The organism is Xenophilus azovorans DSM 13620, assembly GCF_000745855.1.
Classification (GTDB): domain Bacteria; phylum Pseudomonadota; class Gammaproteobacteria; order Burkholderiales; family Burkholderiaceae_C; genus Xenophilus; species Xenophilus azovorans.
Genome location: NZ_JQKD01000016.1, coordinates 34,988 through 52,473 on the forward strand (window position 1 = coordinate 34,988; position 17,486 = coordinate 52,473).

The following is a 17,486-nucleotide window of genomic DNA, read 5'->3' on the forward strand; positions in this document are numbered from 1 at the left end:
CCGCCCGTGTCCGACGCCGTCCTCAACATCTCCGCCTACCTCTTCGTGCCCCTGCCCGACCGCGCCGAGCTGCGGCCGCGGCTGCTGGCGCAGTGCCAGGCGGCCGGGCTCAAGGGCACCATCCTACTGGCCGACGAAGGCATCAACCTGTTCCTCGCCGGTGCGGCGCAGGCCGTGCGCGGCTTTCTTGCCGAGCTGCGCGCCGACCCGCGCTTCGCGCTGCTGGAGGCCAAGGAAAGCTGGTCGGCGCAGCAGCCCTTCCGCCGCCTGCTGGTCAAGCTCAAGCGCGAGATCATCCGGATGGACCATCCGGCGATCCGGCCCGCGGCCGGCCGCGCGCCGGGCGTCGACGCACGCACGCTCAAGCGCTGGCTGGACCAGGGCCACGACGACGGGGGCCGGCCCGTCGTGCTGCTGGACACGCGCAACGCCTTCGAGGTGGACTACGGCACCTTCGAGAACGCCATCGACTGGCGCATCACGAAGTTCACCGAGTTCCCGCAGGCGGTGCAGGCGCACCGCGCCGAACTGGAGGGCAGGACGGTCGTGAGCTTCTGCACCGGCGGCATCCGCTGCGAGAAGGCGGCGATCTACATGCACGGCATCGGCCTGCCGAACGTGCTGCAGCTCGACGGCGGCATCCTCAAGTACTTCGAGGAGGTCGGCGGCGCGCACTACCGCGGCGACTGCTTCGTCTTCGACGGCCGCGAGGCGCTGGCGCCGGACCTGAGCGCCCGTTCGGCGCACAGCAGCGCGCGGCGGGCGGAAGACCCGGACATCGCGATCAAGGCCTGAGCAGCGCGGGCTCCTGCCGGATCAGGTCCAGGCCTTCCCGGTACGTGGTCACGGCGAAGTCCGGGAACCGGCGCTTGAACTTCGTCGAATCGAAGAGGTTGTCCTGCTCGTAGCGGGGCAGCAGTTCCCTGATCTCGCGCACCTGCGGGGAAAAGAGGCCCGCCGCGACCAGGGTCCACTTGCCGATGACCGTGTAGGCAGCCTCCCGGCCGAAAGCCTCGCCGGCCAGGGCGACGAACTGCCTGTAGGTCGGCCGGTCGTCGCAGCAGGGCAGGTGCCAGGTCTGCCCGAACGCATCCGGCGTGTTGGCGAGGGTCGCCAGCGCGCGGCTCGCGTCGGGTGTCCAGACGAGCGTGCGCAGCGTGTCGTCGCGCACCGACACGCGCGGCTTCCTGCCCTCCTTGAGCCGGTCGATGACCAGCGCGTTGGTGAAGCTCTGCGTCCTGCCCGGGCCGTAGAACTCGGGGGCGCGGCCGATGAGCACGGGGATCTCTCCCCGCGCCATCTCTTCCAGCACCATGGACGCCATCGCCGCGCGCACCCTGCCCTTGCGCCCGACCGGCGCGAAGGGCGTCTCCTCCGTCTGGAGCCGGTCGTCCTGCGGGTACATGTAGGTGTTGTCGAAGTAGGCGAACTTCGCGCCTGCCGCCCGGCTCGCGTCGAGGGCGTTCCTCAGCATCACGGGAAACTGCGCCTCCCACAGCCGCGTGTCCGGCGGCAGCCCGGCGGTGAAGTAGACGATGCGGCTGCCCCGGACCGCCTCGAGGGTCTGCCCGGCGTCGAGCAGATCGGCCGGCGCCAGGACGTCCGTGTCGTTGACCTTGCGCGGATGGCGGCTCACGAGCCTCAGCGCGCCCGCGTGGCTGCGCCGCAGCTCCCGCGCCAGTTCCACCGCGATCTGGCCGTTCGCGCCCAATATCGTCTGCATGCCCCGACTCCATGACGGCGGACCCCGTCCGCACCGGCGGCAGCTTAAGCTTGAAGCCAGGTTCAATGTCAAACCCGCTGCCGCCCTCCGGAGCATCGTGACCATGAAGATCGGGGAACTCGCCCAGCGCACCGGCCTCGCCCCCTCGCGCATCCGCTTCTACGAACGCATCGGCCTGCTCAAGGCCGTGGAGCGCCAGGCCAACGGCTACCGCAGCTATCCCGCCGATGCGGTGCTGGTGCTCCGGCTGATCGCCACGGCGCAGCAGGCGGGCTTCAGCCTGGACGAATTGCGCGCGCTGCTGCCCGGCGACCTCGCCCGGTGGGACCACGACACCCTGATCGGCACGCTGCGCCGCAAGGTGGAGGACATCGACGCGCTGCTGGCACGGCTGGCGCAGAACAAGGCCCAGCTGGTCGACCTGATGGCACAGATCGAGGCGAGGCCGCGCGACATGGACTGCGCCGCCAACGCCCGGCGCGTGCTGTCCGGCATGCGGCTGGTGGAGGCGGACGGCGCGACGCGCCGGGCCACCGTCCGCCGGTAGGCGTTCCCGTCAGCGAAGAAGGGCCGCCACTTCCTCGGCAGTGGCCTTGGCCGACTGCGGGTTCTGGCCGGTCACCAGCCGGCCGTCCACCACGACCTTGGAGACGAAGGGCAGCCAGGCCTTCTCGTAGCGTGCGCCGCGACGCTTCATCTCCTCCTCGGCGTTGTACGGCACCTTGCGTGCGACGCCGGCCAGGACCTCCTCCCGCCACGAGAAGCCGGTGAGCCGGCGCCCGGCGACCAGCAGCGTGCCGTCCGACAGCCGCGTGTTCAGCAGGCCGCAGTAGCCGTGGCACACCGAGGAGACGATGCCGCCGCGCTCGTGGATGCCGCGGGTGATGCGCTGCAGCCCCTGCGCGCCCGGGAAGTCCCACATGACGGCGTGCCCGCCGGTGAAGTAGATCGCATCGAAGTCCGCCGGATCGATCTCGTCGGGCCGGGCCGTGTGCGACAGCAGCGCCATGCGGGCTTCGTCGTCCAGCCACGCCTTCGCGGAGGCGTCGAAGGTCGGCCACTTCAGCGATCGCGGCTCCAGCGGCGAGGCCCCGCCCAGCGGGCTCACCAGCCGCTGTTCATGGCCCTGGGCAGCGAACACGTCCCAGGCGTGGGTCAGCTCGGACAGCCACAGGCCGGTCCGCTCGGAAGGGTCGTCATAGTGGGCGACGTTGCTGACGACGTGGAGGATGCGGCGCGGCATGTCGAAGGCTCTCCTTGGCGCCGCACCTTCACCTTGAAGCGCGGTTCAGTGTCAAGCCGGGCCGCCGCCCGACACCCGCACCGTCGCATCGTCGCGCCGGTGCAGGTCGGGCAGCAGTTCCAGCCCCAGCCCCGGCTTGCCGTTCAGGCGGATCATTCCCTGCTCCACGATGGGCAGTTCGGTCACCAGTTCCTTGTACCAGCCGGTGTAGAAGGCCCGCACGCTCTCCTGCACCAGCGCGTTGGGCGCATGCAGGCTCAGGTGCGTGGAGGCGGCCCACACCACCGGCCCGGTGCAGTCGTGCGGCGCGACCGGCAGTTGCCAGGCGTCGGCCATCGCGGCGATCTTGCGCGCCTCGGTCAGGCCGCCGCACCAGCTCAGGTCGAGCATCGCCACGCCGGCCACGCCGGTCTGCAGGTAGTCCTTGAAGCCCCACCTGTAGGCCAGCGTCTCGCTGGCGCAGACCAGCGCCTTGCAGTCGACGGCGTACTGCCGGAGCAGGTCGAGGCTGTCCATCCGGATCGCGTCCTCGTGCCAGAAAGTGTCGAACTCCTGCAGCGCGCGGGCGATCTTCTGCGCCATCGGCAGCCGCCACAGGCTGTGGAACTCGACCATGATGTCCATCTGCCGCCCCACCGCGCCGCGGATCTTGCGGAAGGGCTCCAGCGCCGCGTCGAGGTCGGCGTTGCTGATGTACTGGCCGTGGCTCTTCTCCGCCGCGAGGTCGAAAGGCCAGATCTTCATGGCCGTGATGCCTTCGGACAAAAGCGACTCGGCCAGTTCGTCGGCATGGTGCAGGAAGCCCTGCAGGTCCTCGTAGGGGCCGGCGCCGTTGCCCAGGCCCCAGTTGGAGCTGCTCTGGTTGGCGGTGCTGCGCACGTACTGGTAGCCGGCGCAGGTGTTGTAGATGCGGATGGCGTCGCGGCTGGCGCCGCCCAGCGCCGTGCACACCGGCATGCCGGCGGCCTTGCCGAACAGGTCCCACAGCGCGATGTCGACGGCCGAGTTGCCGCGCGTCTCCACGCCCGAGCCGCGCCAGCCCAGGTAGCCGGTGAGGTCGCGCGCCCGGGCCTCGATGGCCAGCGGGTCGGCGCCCAGCAGCCGGGGCGCCGCCCACTCGTGCAAGTACGCCTCCACCGCGGCGGCGCCCATGAAGGTCTCGCCCAGCCCGACCAGCCCCTCGTCCGTGTGCAGCCGCACCCACAGGATGTTGGGGAACTCGCCGAGCCGGATGGTTTCGAGCCGCGTGATCTTCATGGGCAGGCTCCGCCGTCAGCCGCCGCGGACCTTCTTCAGCTCGTCCATCACCACCTGCACCGCCTCGGCGCCGATGGTGGGGATGTTCTTGTCGTACACCGGCTTGACCTTCTCGAACATGCGCTTCTGCTCGGCGGCCGAGATCTCGTTGACCTGCAGCGACTTCTTCAGCATCTCCAGCGACTTGGCGTTGAGGTCGCGGTTGGCCTGGCGCTGCACCTTCTGCCCTTCCTTGGCCGCCTCGCGCAGCAGGGCCTGCTCCTCGGGCTTGAGCTGGTCCCACAGCTTCTTGCTGTAGAGCACCAGGAAAGGCGTGTAGGCGTGGCGCGTCACGCTCAGGTACTTCTGCACCTCGAAGAACTTGGAGGTCTCGATGGTGACGAAGGGATTCTCCTGGCCGTCGATGGTGTGCGTCTCCAGCGCCGTGAACACCTCGCCGAAGGCCATCGGCACGGCATTGGTGCCCAGGGTCTTGAAGGAGTCCAGGAAGATGTTGTTCTGCATCACCCGCACCTTCACGCCGTCGAAGTCCTCCACCTTGTGGATGGGGCGCTTGCTGTTGGTCAGGTTGCGGAAGCCGTTCTCCCAGTAGGCCAGGTTGACCAGGCCCGCGGCCTCCAGCTTCTTGTTGAAGTACTCGCCGGCCGGGCCGTCGAGCACGGCGTCGGCCTCCTTCTCGTTGTTGAAGAGGAAGGGCAGGTCGAACACGCCCAGTTCCTTGACGATGCCCACCAGGGGCGAGCTGGAGGTGCACACCATCTCCTGCGTGCCCGCGCGCAGCGCCTGGGTGGCCTGCAGGTCGCCGCCCGCCGCGCCGCCCCAGAAGGCCGCGATCTTCATCTTGCCGCCGGTCTTGGCGGCCAGGATCTCCTGCATCTTCTTGACGCCGACGCCGACCGGATGGTCCTCGTTCACGCCGTTGGTGAACTTGATCGTGCGTTCGCCGAACTGGGCCAGCGCGGGCATGCCCAGCGTGAGGCCCGAGCCGGCCACGGCGGCCGTGAAGGTTCTGCGGTTCAACATCTCTTGTCTCCTTGCTTGCGGGGTGGGAACTACCGCGCCATCCACCACGAGAGCGGAACGGTCACGATCTGCGGGAACAGGACCATCAGGAAAAGAACGAACAGGTGCGCGATGAAGAAGGGCATCACGCCCTTGAAGGCGTCGTCCATCGTGATGCGCGAGACGCCGCACACCACGTTGAGCACCGTGCCCACCGGCGGCGTGATCAGGCCGATGGCGTTGTTGATGATGAACATCACGCCGAAGTAGACCGGGTCGATGCCCGCCTTGAGCACCACCGGCATCAGCACCGGCGTGAGGATCAGCACCGTGGGCGTGAAGTCCAGCGCGGTGCCCACGATCACGATGAGCACCATGATCACGAACATCAGCAGCATGCGGTTGTCCATGAAGGGCTCGAGCATCCTGGCCACCTCGCCCGGGATGTCGGCCACGGTGATGAGCCAGGCGCTGACCATGGCCGCCGCGACCAGGAACATGACCACCGCCGTGGTCTTGCCCGCCGCCAGCGTGAGGCGGTAGAGCATCGACACCTTGAGCTCGCCGTAGACGAGCATGCCCACCACCAGCGCATAGACGGCGGCGACCACGGCGGCCTCGGTGGGGGTGAACAGGCCCATCTTCATGCCGCCGATGATCAGCACCGGCAGGAACAGCGCCAGGCTGCCGCGCAGCGTGACGCGCAGCCGCTCGCCCCACGGCACGCGCGGCGCGGCCTGCACCTTGTCGCGCCGGGCCACCACCCACCAGGTCATGCCGATCGCCAGCCCCATCAGCACGCCCGGCACGATGCCGGCCAGGAAGAGTTTGGTGATCGACACGTTGGCCGCCACGCCGAAGACGATGAGGCCGATTGAAGGCGGGATGACCGGCGCGATGATGCCGCCCGCGGCGATCAGGCCGGCCGAGCGCCTGGTGTCGTAGCCCGCGCGGTTCATCATGGGGATGAGCAGCGCGGCCAGGGCCGCCGTGTCGGCCACGGCCGAGCCGGAGATCGCCGCCATGATGATGGCCGCCATCACCGCCACATAGCCCAGGCCGCCGCGGAAGTGCCCCACCCAGGCCACGGCCATCTCGACGATGCGCCGGGAGAGCCCGCCCGCGTTCATGAATTCACCCGCCAGCAGGAAGAAGGGCACGGCCAGCAGCGGGAAGTTGTCGGCGCCGTCGACGAAGCGCTGCGCGATGATCTGGCTGTCGAAGGCCGGCAGCACGCCGTTGAAGGCCAGCCAGCCCATCAGCGAGACGCCGCACACCAGCAGCGCGTAGGCAATGGGCATGCCGATGGCCATGGCGGCCAGCAGCGAGACCACGAAGATCGTGACGGTCATCGCGCGCTCCCCGGTGCGGACGCGGGCGCGCTCACCTCAGTGGCGTTGTCTTCCGACTCCATCACCTGCACCAGCTGCTCGTCGCTCAGGCGGTCGGTGAACAGCAGCCACAGGCGGTGCAGATTCATCACGCCCATGACCACAGACACGATGTAGCCGATGCCGTAGACCCAGATCATGGAGATGCCGACCACCGGCGAGATGTTGGTGCGCTGCAGCTCGTGCATCTCGAAGGTGCCCATGAAGAACAGCACGTTGCAGAACAGCATGAGCAGTTGGTTGATCGCGAAGCACAGCTTGCGGCCCAGCCTCGGCAGGTGGCGGATCATCGTGTCCACGCCCAAGTGGGCGCCGTCGCGCATCGCCACCATGGCGCCGATGTAGGTCAGCCAGATGAAGCAGTAGCGCGACATCTCGTCCGAGACGGTGATGCCGGAGTTGAAGCCGTAGCGCAGCACCACGTTGCCGAAGACCATGACCACCATGGCCACCATGCACACGACCACCAGGAACTCCAGCAGCCGGAAGAATGCGTCGATCACGCCTTTCATGGGCTCGTCTCTCCTTGATCTGTTGTTGTGTGATCCGCGCACCGCGCGTGCTATGCCGCCGCCTTGATGCGCCGCGGCGGCGCATGGATCTGCGGGATGCGCTTGCCCGAGGTGAGCACGGTCTCGATGTCCTCGCGCGCGCCGTCGATCAGCACGCGGATCGCCTTCTCGGCCTGCTCGGGCTTGCGGGCGATGACCGCGTCGAGCACCGCGCGGTGCAGCGGCAGCGAACTTGCCGGCCCGTCCTTGCGGCGGGTGGAGATCTCGAAGCTGGTGCGCAGCAGCGCCGCCAGCGCGCGGCTCATCTGCACCAGCATGCGGTTGTGGCTGGCGGCGATCAGGCCCTGGTGGAAGCGCAGGTCGGGCGTGACGTAGTCGCCGCCGAACTCGATGGCGTGCTTCATCAGCGCGTAGGCGGCCTCCATGCCGGCGATGTCCTCGGGCGTGGCACGCTCGGCGGCCAGCCGCACCGCAGCCGGCTCGACGGCGCGCCGCAGGTCCTGCAGGTCGCGCAGGAAGTCGCGCGACAGGCCCACCCGCGTCTGCCAGACGATGACATCGGCGTCGAACCAGTTCCACTGGTCGGCCGGCAGCACCCGCGTGCCCACCTTGGGGCCGGTGCTGACCAGCCCCTTGGCGACCAGCGACTTGACGGCCTCGCGCACCACCGTGCGGCTCACGCCCAGCTCCTCGCACAGCAGCGGCTCCGGCGGGATGGCGCTGCCCGGCGCATAGCGGCCGGCCACGATGTCCCCGCCGATGCGGTCCACCGTGTTGCCGTGGACGTTCTTGATGGTCGCCATGCGCCGCGCGGGGAACGCTCTTCGCCGCTCAGGGCTTGATGCCCACCTTGGCGACGAGCTGCTTGAAGTAGGCGTGGTCGCGCGCCATGGCCTGGCCGAACTCGGGCGCGTCCAGGTAGGCGAAGCCCAGGATGAGCTTGTCCAGCGTCTCGCGCAGCGCCGGGTCCTGCGCGGCCTTGCGGGTGGCCTCGCGCAGCACGTTCACCACCTCGGGCGGCGCGCCCTTGGGCAGCGCCAGGCCGCGCCAGGTGCCGATGCTCAGGTCGATGCCGCGCTCCTTGAGCGTGGGCACCTTGTCGAAGGCCGGCACGCGCTGGTCGGCCATCACCGCCAGCATCTTCATCTTGCCGGCCTGCACGTGCGTGGCCACCTCGCCGGGGCTGACGGCCACTGCGTCGATCTGCCCGCCCAGCAGCGCCACTACGCCCGGCGCCGCGCCCTGGAAGGGCACGTGGTTGAACTTCACGCCCACCTTGTCCTCCAGGCCCACCGCGGCCAGGTGCCAGATGGATCCGTTGCCGGAGTTGCCCATGGTGACGGTGCCCGGCTTCGCCTTCGCCGAGGCGAGGAATTCCTCGATGGTGTTCCACGGCGCGTCGGCGCGCACCGTGATGGCCGACGGATCGCCGTTGAGCCGCGCCACCGGCGCGAAGCCCTCGTAGGTGAACTTGGCCAGCCCCAGGTGCGGCAGGATCACCAGCTCGGCAATGATCATGCCGACCTTGTAGCCGTCGGGCCGCGCATTGAGCACGTCGGTCATGCCGATGACGCCGCTGGCGCCCGGCTTGTCGTTGACCACCATCGGCTGCGGCAGGTACTTCTTGATGACCTCGGCGAAGCCGCGCGCCAGCGCATCGGTGCCGCCGCCGGCCGAGGCCGGCACCACCAGCTCGATGGGCTTGGCCGGGTAGTCGGCCGCCTGTGCGAAGGCGTGCGGCAGCGGCAGCAGGGCCGCGCCCAGGCCCTGGACGACGTGGCGGCGCGAGATGCGCGGGATGGTGCTCTTCATGCGTGCGTGTCTCCGGTGTGCGGCGCTCGAAAACCCTAGGCGCCGCGTCGATGCTTGTTCTTATCATATGATGATTGAAACGCAGCGGATTCAGAGGAAAAACCCTGAGCCGGCCGCAGCGAGCCCCCTCCTCGCGCAACGGAGACACCATGAGCCACGCCCCCCGCAAGAAGAAGCCCCCGCACGAGCTGCGCAGCCAGCAGTGGTGGGGCCGCACCGACCGCGACGGCTTCATCTACCGCAGCTGGGTCAAGGGCAAGGGCGTGCCGCACGACCAGTTCGACGGCCGGCCGGTCATCGGCATCTGCAACACCTTCAGCGAGCTGACGCCCTGCAACTCGCACTTCCGCACGCTGGCCGAGCAGGTGAAGATCGGCGTGTACGAGGCCGGCGGCTTCCCGCTCGAGTTCCCCGTCATGTCGCTGGGCGAGACGCTGCTGCGCCCCACCGCCATGCTGTACCGCAACCTCGCCAGCATGGACGTGGAGGAAAGCATCCGCGCCAACCCGCTCGACGGCGTGGTGCTGCTGATGGGCTGCGACAAGACCACGCCCGCGCTGATGATGGGCGCGGCCAGCGTCGACCTGCCGACCATCGGCGTCTCCGGCGGCCCCATGCTCAGCGGCAAGTGGCGCGGGCAGGAGCTGGGCTCGGGCACCGGCGTGTGGCAGATGAGCGAGATGGTGCGCGCCGGCACGCTGAAGCTGCAGGACTTCTTCGAGGCCGAGAGCTGCATGCACCGCAGCCACGGCCACTGCATGACGATGGGCACCGCCAGCACCATGGCGAGCATGGTCGAGTCCATCGGCATCGGGCTTCCCGGCAACGCGGCCTATCCCGCGGTCGATGGGCGCCGCAACGTGCTGGCGCGCATGGCCGGGCGGCGCATCGTCGACATGGTGCACGAGGACCTGGTGATGTCGAGGATCGTCACGCGCGAGGCGATGGAGAACGTCATCAAGGTCAACGCCGCCATCGGCGGCTCGACGAATCTCGTGATCCACCTGCTGGCCATCGCCGGCCGGCTGGGCATCGACCTCACGCTCGACGACTTCGACCGCATCGGCTCCGAGCTGCCCTGCCTGCTGGACCTGCAGCCCTCCGGCAAGCACCTGATGGAGGACTTCTGCTACGCCGGCGGCCTGCCGGTGGTGATGAAGGAGATCGCGCACCTGCTGCACAAGGACCTGATCACCGCCAGCGGACAGACCGTGTGGGAGAACGTGAAGGACGCGGAGAACTACAACCCGCAGGTGATCCGCCCGCTGGCCGAGCCCTTCAAGGACAAGGCCGGCATCTGCGTGCTGCGCGGCAACCTCGCGCCCAACGGTGCCATCATCAAGCCCAGCGCCGCCACGCCCGAGCTGCTGGTCCACAAGGGCCGCGCCGTGGTGTTCGAGAACGCCGACGACCTGCACAAGCGCATCGACGACGAGGACCTCGACATCGACGAGACCTGCGTGATGGTGCTGAAGAACTGCGGCCCCAAGGGCTACCCCGGCATGGCCGAGGCCGGCAACATGCCGCTGCCGCCCAAGGTGCTGCGCAAGGGCATCACCGACATGGTCCGCGTGAGCGACGCGCGCATGAGCGGCACCGCCTACGGCACCGTGGTGCTGCACACCGCGCCCGAGGCGGCGGCGGGCGGGCCGCTGGCGCTGGTGAAGAACGGCGACATCGTGGAGCTGGACGTGCCGAACCGCCGCCTGCACCTGCACGTGAGCGACGAGGAGCTGGCGCGCCGCCGCGCCGAATGGACGCCGCCCAAGCCGCCGCTCGATTCGGGCTACTGGAAGCTGTACGTGGACAACGTGCTGCAGGCCGACGAAGGCGCCGACCTCGGCTTCCTGCGCGGCAAGCGCGGCAGCTTCGTGCCGAGGGACAATCATTGATGACGCAAGCGTCATCAATGATTGCGGCGAGGCTCATGTCGCGAAGCGACGTGAAGGCGCGTCAGCGCCGGGCCGGAGCCACAACCCCGTGAGCTTCGTCGCCGTCGACTGGGGCACCAGCTCGCTGCGCGGCGCGCTGGTCGCCGACGACGGCCGCGTGATCGAGGAGCGCAGTGCCGCGCGCGGCATCCTGAGCGTGCCGCCGGGCGGGTTCCCCGAAGCGTTCGAGTCGCTGTTCGCGGACTGGATGGCGCCCCCCGGCCGCACGGCCCTCGTCAGCGGCATGGCCGGCAGCCGGCAGGGCTGGATCGAGGCGCCCTACTGCCCCTGCCCCGCCGGCGCCGCGGAGATCGCGCAGCGCATCGTGCCGGTCGAGGCGGGCCGCATCGCCATGGTGCCGGGCCTCTCGGACGAGCACGACGGCGTGCCCGACGTGATGCGCGGCGAAGAGGTGCAGATCCTCGGCGCGATGCAACTCACCGGACTGGACGAAGGACTGTTCGTACTGCCCGGCACCCACAACAAGTGGGCCCGCGTGCAGGGCGGCCGCGTGACGGGTTTCCGCACCTGCATGACGGGTGAGTTCTATGCGCTGCTGTCGCAGCAGTCGATCCTCGCCCGCACGCTGGATGCCGCGGCGCCGCTGGACGAGGCCGCCTTCCTCGACGGCGCGGCCCGCGCCGCGCAGGGCCGCGGCCTGCTGCACGACGCCTTCGGCGCGCGCACCCTGGCGCTGTTCGGCCGGCGCGACGCCGCCGCGCTGGCCAGCTACCTTTCGGGCGTGCTGATCGGCGAGGAGCTGCGCTCGCAGCCGCTGCGCGAGGCGGGCGAACTGGTGCTCGTCGGCGCGCCCGCCCTCACGCGACGCTATGCCCTCGCCCTGGGCACCGCCGGCCTGCGGCCGCGCGTGCTCGGTGCCGAAGCCACCTGGGCCGGCCTGCACGCCTTGCACCGGGCCCGTTCGATGCCTGCCTGAACCGCCATGCCACTCACCGCCCTCGACACCTTCCGCGACGCGATGCAGGCCCTGCCGCTCATCGCCATCCTGCGCGGCCTCGCGCCCGACGAGGCGCCGGCCATCGGCGACGCGATCACGGGCGCCGGCTTCCGCCTGCTCGAAGTGCCGCTGAACTCGCCCCGGCCGCTGGAGAGCATCGCCCTGCTGCGCGCGCGCTGCCCCGCCGCGCTGGTCGGCGCCGGCACGGTGCTGGGCGCACAGCAGGTGCGCGAGGTCCAAGCCGCCGGCGGACAACTGGTGGTGGCGCCGAACTTCGATGCCGAAGTGGTGCGCGAGGCGGTGCGGCTCGGCATGGTCGCGCTGCCCGGCGTGTTCACGCCCACCGAGGCCTTCGCCGCCCTGGCGGCCGGCGCGCACGGGCTGAAGCTCTTTCCGGCCGAAGCCGCCTCGCCGGCCGTGCTCAAGGCGATGCTGGCGGTGCTGCCCGCCGGCACGCCGCTGATGCCGGTGGGCGGCATCACGCCCGAGTCGATGGCCGGCTGGCGCCGGGCCGGCGCGGCCGGCTTCGGCATCGGCTCGGCGCTGTACAAGCCGGGCAAGGACGCCGCCGCCGTGCGCGAGGACGCGCAGCGCTTCGCCGCCGCCCACGCCGGCTTCACCACGGTCTGAACAGGAACAGCCCATGTCCGCCCTGCCCCGCGCCCTCTCCCCCGACGCCGAATACGCCAGCCCCGCCGTGCGCCGCCTGCGCGACGACCTGTCGCTGGCCCTGCGCGCCGCCGCGTACCACGGGCTGGAGGAAGGCGTGTGCAACCATTTCAGCGTCATGCTCCCCGGCACGCAGGACCGCTACCTCATCAACCCGCGCGGCCTGCACTGGAGCGAGGTCGGCCCCGACGACATCGTGCTCATCGACGTACACGGCAACGTGCTGGCCGGCCGCCACCGCGTCGAGCCGACGGCGCTGTTCATCCACGGCGCCGTGCACCGCCTGACGGGCCGCGCCGTGGTGCTGCATTGCCACATGCCCTACGCCACCGCGCTCACGCTCACGCAGGACGGCGCGCTCGACCCCACGCTGAGCCAGAACGCGATGCGCTTCATGAACCGCCTGGCGGTGGACCGCGTCTACAACGGCCTGGCGCTGGACGACGCCGAGGGCGAGCGCATCGCCGGCGCCATGGCCGGCGAGAACGCGGGCAAGGACATCATCTTCCTGGCCAACCACGGCGTGATCGTGGCCGGCCTCAGCGTGGCCTGGGCCTACGACGACCTGTACTACCTGGAGCGCGCCTGCCTGCACCAGGTGCTGGCGCAGAGCACCGGCCGCCCGCTGGTGCCGGTGGACGCGAAGCTGGCCGCGCACGTGGCGGCGCAGATCCAGGGCGAGCGCGAGCAGTCCGACCTGTTCTTCGAGGCGCTGCGCCGCCTGTTGCCGCCGCCGCGGCGCTGATGACATTCTTCACCTGCCTTCGCACCCGGTTTGCAATGCGTTCACATGGCCGCCGGACCATGGGAACACCTCAGACGACAGACGAAGGAGCAGGCCATGAAGACCCTTTCCATCACCCTCGGCGCGGCTGCGATGCTGGCGCTCGGCGCACTGGTTGCCGCACCGGCTCATGCGCACGGCGGCCCTCACGTGCGCGCCCAGGTGTACGTCGCGCCGCCGCCACCGCCGCACTACTACCGCCCGGCGCCGCCGCCGCGCTACGTCGCGCCGCCCTACTACCACCACGGCCCGCGCCACCACTACTACCGCGACCACCACCGCCGCCACGGCTGGCGCGACAACGACCGCGACGGCGTGCCCAACCGCTACGACCGCCGGCCGAACAACCCCTACCGTTACTGAGCCCCCAGGGCCGGACTGCGCCCGGCCCGCCCCCCGAGGGGGGCAAGAAAACTTGGGGCGGCCCGGCGTTTTCTTGTGACTTCAGGCCGCGCGCCGGCGCACCAGCGCCGCCGGCGTGCGCGGCCAGCCCGGCCGGCCGAACCACGCACCGCCCGCGACGGCGGCGGCGATGAACAGGCCGTAGACCCCCAGCGCCGCCGCCTGCGCGGCGAACACGTGCGACAGCTCGCCGCCCCAGCGCAGCGCCAGCCAGCCGCCCACGCCGGCCACGGCCAGCCGCAGCACGTTGCCCAGCACCGCCCACAGCAGCCGCCCCGCGCCCTGCGAAGCGAAGTACAGCACCAGCCCCAGCCCGAAGAAGCCGTACAGCGGCCCGACGCTGCGCAGGTACAGGCTGCCCGCCTCCAGCATGGCCGGGTCGCTGCCGAACAAGCGCAGCCACGCCGTCGGGAACAGCGCCGCGGCGACGCCGATGGCGCTGGTCATCCCGAAGGCCAGCGCCGCGCCGGCCCAGGCCGCGCGCAGCGCGCGCTCCGGCCGGCCGGCGCCCATGCTGGTGCCCACCATCGCCAGCAGCGGCGCGCCCAGGCCGAACACCAGCGGCACCAGCAGGTACTCCAGCCGCGCCGCCGTGCCGTAGCCGGCGATCGCGCCCGCGCCCCAGCGCCCCGCCAGCGCCGTGGCGATGCCGATGCTCAGGTTGGTGGCCGCGGTGGACACGGCGCCCAGCAGCCCGACGCGCAGGATGTCGCGCATCAGCGGCCACGCCAGCCGCGCCTGGCGCCAGCGCGGACGCAGCAGGCTGGCCGGCGAGCGCAGGTACAGCGCCAGCGCGATGCAGCCGCCCAGGTAGTACAGCAGCATCGCCAGCGCGCCGCCGGCGATGCCCAGCGCGGGCACCGGCCCGCCGCCGAAGATCAGCAGCGGCGACAGCGGCACCGCCACCACCACGCCCGCCGCCGTCACCAGCGCCGGCAACGCCATGTTGCCGGTGCCGCGCACCACCGCCGCCAGCGCGTTGAACAGCCACACCAGCACGGCCCCGCCGAAGATCCAGTGCGAGTACGTCAGCGCCGCCTCCAGCGACGCGCCGCTGCCGCCCATGTGCCCGTACAGCCAGCGCCCGCCGGCCCACATCAGCGCGGTGGACGCGAGCCCGCAGCCCAGCGCGATGGCGACCGACTGCCACACCAGCGCCTGTGCGTCGGCCTGGCGGCCGGCACCCAGCGCACGGGCCACGGCCGAGGCCATGCCGCCGCCCATCGCGCCGGCCGAGCTCATCTGCATCAGCATCACCAGCGGGAAGACCAGCGCCATGCCGGCCAGCGCGTCGGTGCCCAGCCGGCCGACGAAGTAAGTCTCCACCAGGCCGATGCCGGCCTGCGCCGCCATCACCGCGATGTTGGGCAGCGCCAGGCGCAGCAGCGTCGGCACGATGGGCGCTTCGAGCAGCGCGCGGGTGCGGGGATCCATGGCCGGCGTTCAGGCGGTCTGCGCGGCCCGCAGGCGCGGCGGCGCCTCGCGGATCGGCAGGTTCACCAGCGCCGCGCCCACGGCCAGCACGATGTCCACGTACCACACCCAGTCGTAGCTGCCCGTGGCCTGGAACACATAGCCGCCCAGGAAGGCGCCGAGGAAGCCGCCCACCTGGTGCGCCAGCATCACGATGCCGAACAGCATCGCCATGTTGGCCGGGCCGAACATCTTGGCCACCAGCCCGGCCGTCGGCGGCACGGTGGAAAGGAAGCTCACGCCCATCACCGCCGAGAACACCAGCACCACCGCCGTCGTCTTGGGCAGCAGCAGGAACAGCAGCACCGCCGCGGCGCGCGTCGCGTAGACCCAGGCCAGCAGCGACTTCATGCGCCAGCGCCCTACGGCCCAGCCCATCAGCAGGCTGCCGACGATGTTGAACAGGCCGATCATCGCCAGCGCCCAGCCGCCCACCTCCTGAGGCAGCCCGCAGGCGGCGATCACGCCCGGCAGGTGCGTGGCCAGGAAGGCGACGTGGAAGCCGCAGACGAAGAAGCCGGCCGAGAGGTACCGGTAGCTCGGCGTCGCCAGCGCCTGCGCGATGGCCTCGCGCGCCGACAGCGCCGCGGCGCCTGCCGCGCCGCCCGCCTGCGCTGCGAGGGCGCGCGCATTGCCGCGCAGCACCCAGGCCGCCGGCAGCGCCAGCAGCACGATCACACCCAGCCACTGCATGGAGGCGGCCCAGCCCACGGCGGCGGTCAGGCCGACGGCGATGGGCGCCATGGCGAACTGGCCGAAGGAGCCGCCCGCATTGACCACGCCGGTGGCCAGCCCGCGCCGTTCGGGCGGCACCAGCCGGGTGACGGCGCCCATCAGCACCGAGGGGCCGGCCATCCCGGCGCCGCCCGCCGCCAGCACGCCGACGGCCAGGATCAGGCCGACAGTGCTCGTCATCAGCGGTGTGATGATCGTGCCCAGCGCCACCAGCGCCACGCCGAGCAGCACGGTGCGGCCGGCGCCGATGCGGTCGGCCACCGCGCCGGCGAAGGGCTGCGTCAGGCCCCACCACAACTGGCCGAACGCGAAGGCCAGGCTGATGCTGCCCAGGCCCAGTTGCGTGGCGGTGTTCAGCGGCGAGAGGTACAGGCCCATCGTCTGGCGCACGCCCATGGTCAGGGCGAAGGCGCCGGCCGCGGCCAGCAGCACCAGCCACAGGGCCGGCAGGGCGGCGGGCTTCGCGGGGGTGACGGCGTCATGCATCGTGTTCTTCCTGTGGTTCCTCGTCGCCGGCGGTCAGCAGCGCCAGGCTGTCGTCGATGAGCGCGTGCAGCGCGCCCACGCGCTCGATGCCCAGCAGCGCGTTCAGCCCCTCCTGCGCAGCGCGCCAGCGGCGCTGGGCCTCGCTGCGCTTGTCGCGCCCGGCCTGGGTGATGCTCACGAGCCGGCTGCGCGCGTCGGGGCCCTCGGCCATCTCCAGCCAGCCGGCCGCCAGCATGGGCTGCAGGTTGCGCGTGAGGGTCGAGGGGGTCAGGCCCATCTCGCGCGCCAGGTCCACCGGGCGCAGCGGGCCCAGGTGCAGTACGTGCGAGAGCAGCGAGTACTGCGTGGTCTTCAGGCCGGTGCGCGCCAGCTCGGCGTCGTAGTGGCGCGCGATGCGGCGCATCAGCTGGCGCAGCTTGAAGTTGGTGCAGCCCTGCGGGCGGACGGCGGTGTTCATGACATATGATTGTAGCTGCAACAATTGCATATGCAACACAAGGAGCGCGCGCACATGACGCAGACGAACGAACTGGAACGCTGGCTGGCGGAAGAGGCCCGCATCCTGGAACGGCTCGACGCCGGCCCCGGCCCCGGCGTGGCCCGGCCGGAGCAGATCGCCGGCAAGACGGGGCTGGAGATCATGCAGGGCATCGTCGACGGCACCCTGCCCTACGCCGAGATCGCCCGGACGCTGGACTTCACCGTCATCGAGGTCGCCCCGGGCCGCGCCGTGTTCCAGGGCATGCCGCTGCAGCGCCACCTCAACCCGCTGGGCACGGTGCACGGCGGCTGGTTCGCCACGCTGCTGGACTCGGCCCTGGGCTGCGCCGTCCACACCCTGATGCCGCCGGGCCGCGCCTACACCACGGCCGAACTGGGCGTGAACATGGTCAAGGCCATCACGCCCAAGGTGCAGCGCGTGCGCGCCATCGGCACGGTGATCCACTGCGGCCGCCAACTCGCCACCGCCGAGGCGCGGCTGGTGGGGCCGGACGGCATGCTCTACGCTCACGCCACCACCACCTGCCTGGTGTTCGAGGTGCCGGCGGCGCGCTGACGCCCCCAGGGCGGCGCTACCACCACGCAACCCGGGGAATTGGCCGGGACG

At 70.9% G+C, this 17,486-nt stretch carries 19 protein-coding genes; 8 read left to right on the forward strand and 11 right to left on the reverse strand.

Annotated features, from left to right (window positions below; genetic code table 11):
- Positions 1-6 precede the first annotated feature (6 nt).
- The gene (locus Q392_RS10315; RefSeq protein ID WP_038205979.1) at positions 7-795 is read left to right on the forward strand and encodes a sulfurtransferase; all 789 of its coding nucleotides are present in this window, start codon (positions 7-9) and stop codon (positions 793-795) included.
- Here Q392_RS10315 and Q392_RS10320 read toward each other — a convergent pair.
- Complete coding sequence (locus Q392_RS10320; RefSeq protein WP_038205982.1) at positions 785-1,723, reverse strand: NAD-dependent epimerase/dehydratase family protein; 939 nt, start codon at positions 1,721-1,723, stop codon at positions 785-787. The genes Q392_RS10315 and Q392_RS10320 overlap by 11 nt on opposite strands.
- Before the next feature lie 103 nt (positions 1,724-1,826).
- Between Q392_RS10320 and Q392_RS10325 the strand changes: the two genes are divergently transcribed.
- Positions 1,827-2,270 (forward strand): MerR family transcriptional regulator, encoded by a 444-nt coding sequence (locus Q392_RS10325; protein ID WP_038205985.1) that lies wholly within the window; start codon positions 1,827-1,829, stop codon positions 2,268-2,270.
- Between the two features lie 9 nt (positions 2,271-2,279).
- On the opposite strand, the gene Q392_RS10330 is transcribed toward Q392_RS10325, so the two are convergent.
- From Q392_RS10330 to Q392_RS10360, 7 genes are read right to left on the reverse strand one after another with little or no spacing between them, the layout of a single operon-like run.
- Positions 2,280-2,966, reverse strand: a complete 687-nt coding sequence (locus tag Q392_RS10330) for a type 1 glutamine amidotransferase domain-containing protein (protein ID WP_038205986.1) — start codon at positions 2,964-2,966, stop codon at positions 2,280-2,282.
- A gap of 51 nt (positions 2,967-3,017) precedes the next feature.
- Entirely contained in the window at positions 3,018-4,223 is a 1,206-nt protein-coding gene (locus Q392_RS10335) for a mandelate racemase/muconate lactonizing enzyme family protein (RefSeq protein ID WP_038205987.1), read from the reverse strand.
- Positions 4,224-4,238: 15 nt separating this feature from the next.
- Positions 4,239-5,246: a TRAP transporter substrate-binding protein gene (locus Q392_RS10340; RefSeq protein WP_051953228.1), complete on the reverse strand. Its 1,008-nt coding sequence runs from the start codon at positions 5,244-5,246 to the stop codon at positions 4,239-4,241.
- Between the two features lie 29 nt (positions 5,247-5,275).
- The gene (locus tag Q392_RS10345) at positions 5,276-6,577 is read right to left on the reverse strand and encodes a TRAP transporter large permease subunit (protein ID WP_038205988.1); all 1,302 of its coding nucleotides are present in this window, start codon (positions 6,575-6,577) and stop codon (positions 5,276-5,278) included.
- Positions 6,574-7,128, reverse strand: a complete 555-nt coding sequence (locus Q392_RS10350; protein ID WP_038205989.1) for a TRAP transporter small permease — start codon at positions 7,126-7,128, stop codon at positions 6,574-6,576. The genes Q392_RS10345 and Q392_RS10350 overlap by 4 nt, the downstream gene beginning before the upstream one ends.
- A 50-nt stretch (positions 7,129-7,178) precedes the next feature.
- The gene (locus Q392_RS10355; protein WP_038205990.1) at positions 7,179-7,931 is read right to left on the reverse strand and encodes a FadR/GntR family transcriptional regulator; all 753 of its coding nucleotides are present in this window, start codon (positions 7,929-7,931) and stop codon (positions 7,179-7,181) included.
- 28 nt (positions 7,932-7,959) lie between these two features.
- Positions 7,960-8,940, reverse strand: coding sequence for a Bug family tripartite tricarboxylate transporter substrate binding protein (locus tag Q392_RS10360; protein WP_038205991.1), 981 nt, complete (start codon positions 8,938-8,940; stop codon positions 7,960-7,962).
- Positions 8,941-9,089: 149 nt separating this feature from the next.
- Between Q392_RS10360 and Q392_RS10365 the strand changes: the two genes are divergently transcribed.
- From Q392_RS10365 to Q392_RS10385, 5 genes are all read left to right on the forward strand, one after another.
- On the forward strand, positions 9,090-10,832 hold the full coding sequence (locus Q392_RS10365) for an IlvD/Edd family dehydratase (protein ID WP_038205992.1): 1,743 nt from the start codon (positions 9,090-9,092) through the stop codon (positions 10,830-10,832).
- 88 nt (positions 10,833-10,920) lie between these two features.
- Positions 10,921-11,808, forward strand: coding sequence for a 2-dehydro-3-deoxygalactonokinase (locus Q392_RS10370; RefSeq protein ID WP_038206004.1), 888 nt, complete (start codon positions 10,921-10,923; stop codon positions 11,806-11,808).
- A gap of 6 nt (positions 11,809-11,814) precedes the next feature.
- Positions 11,815-12,459 carry a 2-dehydro-3-deoxy-6-phosphogalactonate aldolase gene (locus Q392_RS10375; protein ID WP_038206006.1) on the forward strand — a complete coding sequence of 215 codons (645 nt, stop codon included), beginning with the start codon at positions 11,815-11,817 and terminating at the stop codon, positions 12,457-12,459.
- A 13-nt stretch (positions 12,460-12,472) separates the two neighbouring features.
- Entirely contained in the window at positions 12,473-13,243 is a 771-nt protein-coding gene (locus Q392_RS10380) for an aldolase (protein WP_038206008.1), read from the forward strand.
- 96 nt (positions 13,244-13,339) lie between these two features.
- Positions 13,340-13,645: a hypothetical protein gene (locus Q392_RS10385; RefSeq protein WP_038206011.1), complete on the forward strand. Its 306-nt coding sequence runs from the start codon at positions 13,340-13,342 to the stop codon at positions 13,643-13,645.
- A gap of 81 nt (positions 13,646-13,726) precedes the next feature.
- Here Q392_RS10385 and Q392_RS10390 read toward each other — a convergent pair whose 3' ends face one another.
- From Q392_RS10390 to Q392_RS10400, 3 genes are read right to left on the reverse strand one after another with little or no spacing between them, the layout of a single operon-like run.
- On the reverse strand, positions 13,727-15,118 hold the full coding sequence (locus Q392_RS10390) for an MATE family efflux transporter (protein ID WP_038206014.1): 1,392 nt from the start codon (positions 15,116-15,118) through the stop codon (positions 13,727-13,729).
- A gap of 9 nt (positions 15,119-15,127) precedes the next feature.
- Positions 15,128-16,378 carry an MFS transporter gene (locus Q392_RS10395; protein WP_038206018.1) on the reverse strand — a complete coding sequence of 417 codons (1,251 nt, stop codon included), beginning with the start codon at positions 16,376-16,378 and terminating at the stop codon, positions 15,128-15,130.
- On the reverse strand, positions 16,371-16,835 hold the full coding sequence (locus Q392_RS10400; protein ID WP_038206021.1) for a MarR family winged helix-turn-helix transcriptional regulator: 465 nt from the start codon (positions 16,833-16,835) through the stop codon (positions 16,371-16,373). Before Q392_RS10400 ends, Q392_RS10395 begins: the two co-directional genes overlap by 8 nt.
- Positions 16,836-16,889: 54 nt before the next feature.
- On the opposite strand from Q392_RS10400, the gene Q392_RS10405 reads away from it, so the two are divergent.
- Complete coding sequence (locus Q392_RS10405; protein WP_038206023.1) at positions 16,890-17,435, forward strand: PaaI family thioesterase; 546 nt, start codon at positions 16,890-16,892, stop codon at positions 17,433-17,435.
- The last annotated feature ends 51 nt before the right edge of the window (positions 17,436-17,486 follow it).

What these genes read in the sequence shown, in the direction of transcription:
- Q392_RS10320 (WP_038205982.1), bottom strand. Translation starts at nt 1,723, where the DNA reads ATGCAGACGATATTGGGCGCGAACGGCCAGATCGCGGTGGAACTGGCG.
- Q392_RS10325 (WP_038205985.1), top strand. Translation starts at nt 1,827, where the DNA reads ATGAAGATCGGGGAACTCGCCCAGCGCACCGGCCTCGCCCCCTCGCGC.
- Q392_RS10330 (WP_038205986.1), bottom strand. Translation starts at nt 2,966, where the DNA reads ATGCCGCGCCGCATCCTCCACGTCGTCAGCAACGTCGCCCACTATGAC.
- Q392_RS10335 (WP_038205987.1), bottom strand. Translation starts at nt 4,223, where the DNA reads ATGAAGATCACGCGGCTCGAAACCATCCGGCTCGGCGAGTTCCCCAAC.
- Q392_RS10340 (WP_051953228.1), bottom strand. Translation starts at nt 5,246, where the DNA reads ATGTTGAACCGCAGAACCTTCACGGCCGCCGTGGCCGGCTCGGGCCTC.
- Q392_RS10345 (WP_038205988.1), bottom strand. Translation starts at nt 6,577, where the DNA reads ATGACCGTCACGATCTTCGTGGTCTCGCTGCTGGCCGCCATGGCCATC.
- Q392_RS10350 (WP_038205989.1), bottom strand. Translation starts at nt 7,128, where the DNA reads ATGAAAGGCGTGATCGACGCATTCTTCCGGCTGCTGGAGTTCCTGGTG.
- Q392_RS10355 (WP_038205990.1), bottom strand. Translation starts at nt 7,931, where the DNA reads ATGGCGACCATCAAGAACGTCCACGGCAACACGGTGGACCGCATCGGC.
- Q392_RS10360 (WP_038205991.1), bottom strand. Translation starts at nt 8,940, where the DNA reads ATGAAGAGCACCATCCCGCGCATCTCGCGCCGCCACGTCGTCCAGGGC.
- Q392_RS10365 (WP_038205992.1), top strand. Translation starts at nt 9,090, where the DNA reads ATGAGCCACGCCCCCCGCAAGAAGAAGCCCCCGCACGAGCTGCGCAGC.
- Q392_RS10375 (WP_038206006.1), top strand. Translation starts at nt 11,815, where the DNA reads ATGCCACTCACCGCCCTCGACACCTTCCGCGACGCGATGCAGGCCCTG.
- Q392_RS10380 (WP_038206008.1), top strand. Translation starts at nt 12,473, where the DNA reads ATGTCCGCCCTGCCCCGCGCCCTCTCCCCCGACGCCGAATACGCCAGC.
- Q392_RS10385 (WP_038206011.1), top strand. Translation starts at nt 13,340, where the DNA reads ATGAAGACCCTTTCCATCACCCTCGGCGCGGCTGCGATGCTGGCGCTC.
- Q392_RS10390 (WP_038206014.1), bottom strand. Translation starts at nt 15,118, where the DNA reads ATGGATCCCCGCACCCGCGCGCTGCTCGAAGCGCCCATCGTGCCGACG.
- Q392_RS10395 (WP_038206018.1), bottom strand. Translation starts at nt 16,378, where the DNA reads ATGCATGACGCCGTCACCCCCGCGAAGCCCGCCGCCCTGCCGGCCCTG.
- Q392_RS10400 (WP_038206021.1), bottom strand. Translation starts at nt 16,835, where the DNA reads ATGAACACCGCCGTCCGCCCGCAGGGCTGCACCAACTTCAAGCTGCGC.
- Q392_RS10405 (WP_038206023.1), top strand. Translation starts at nt 16,890, where the DNA reads ATGACGCAGACGAACGAACTGGAACGCTGGCTGGCGGAAGAGGCCCGC.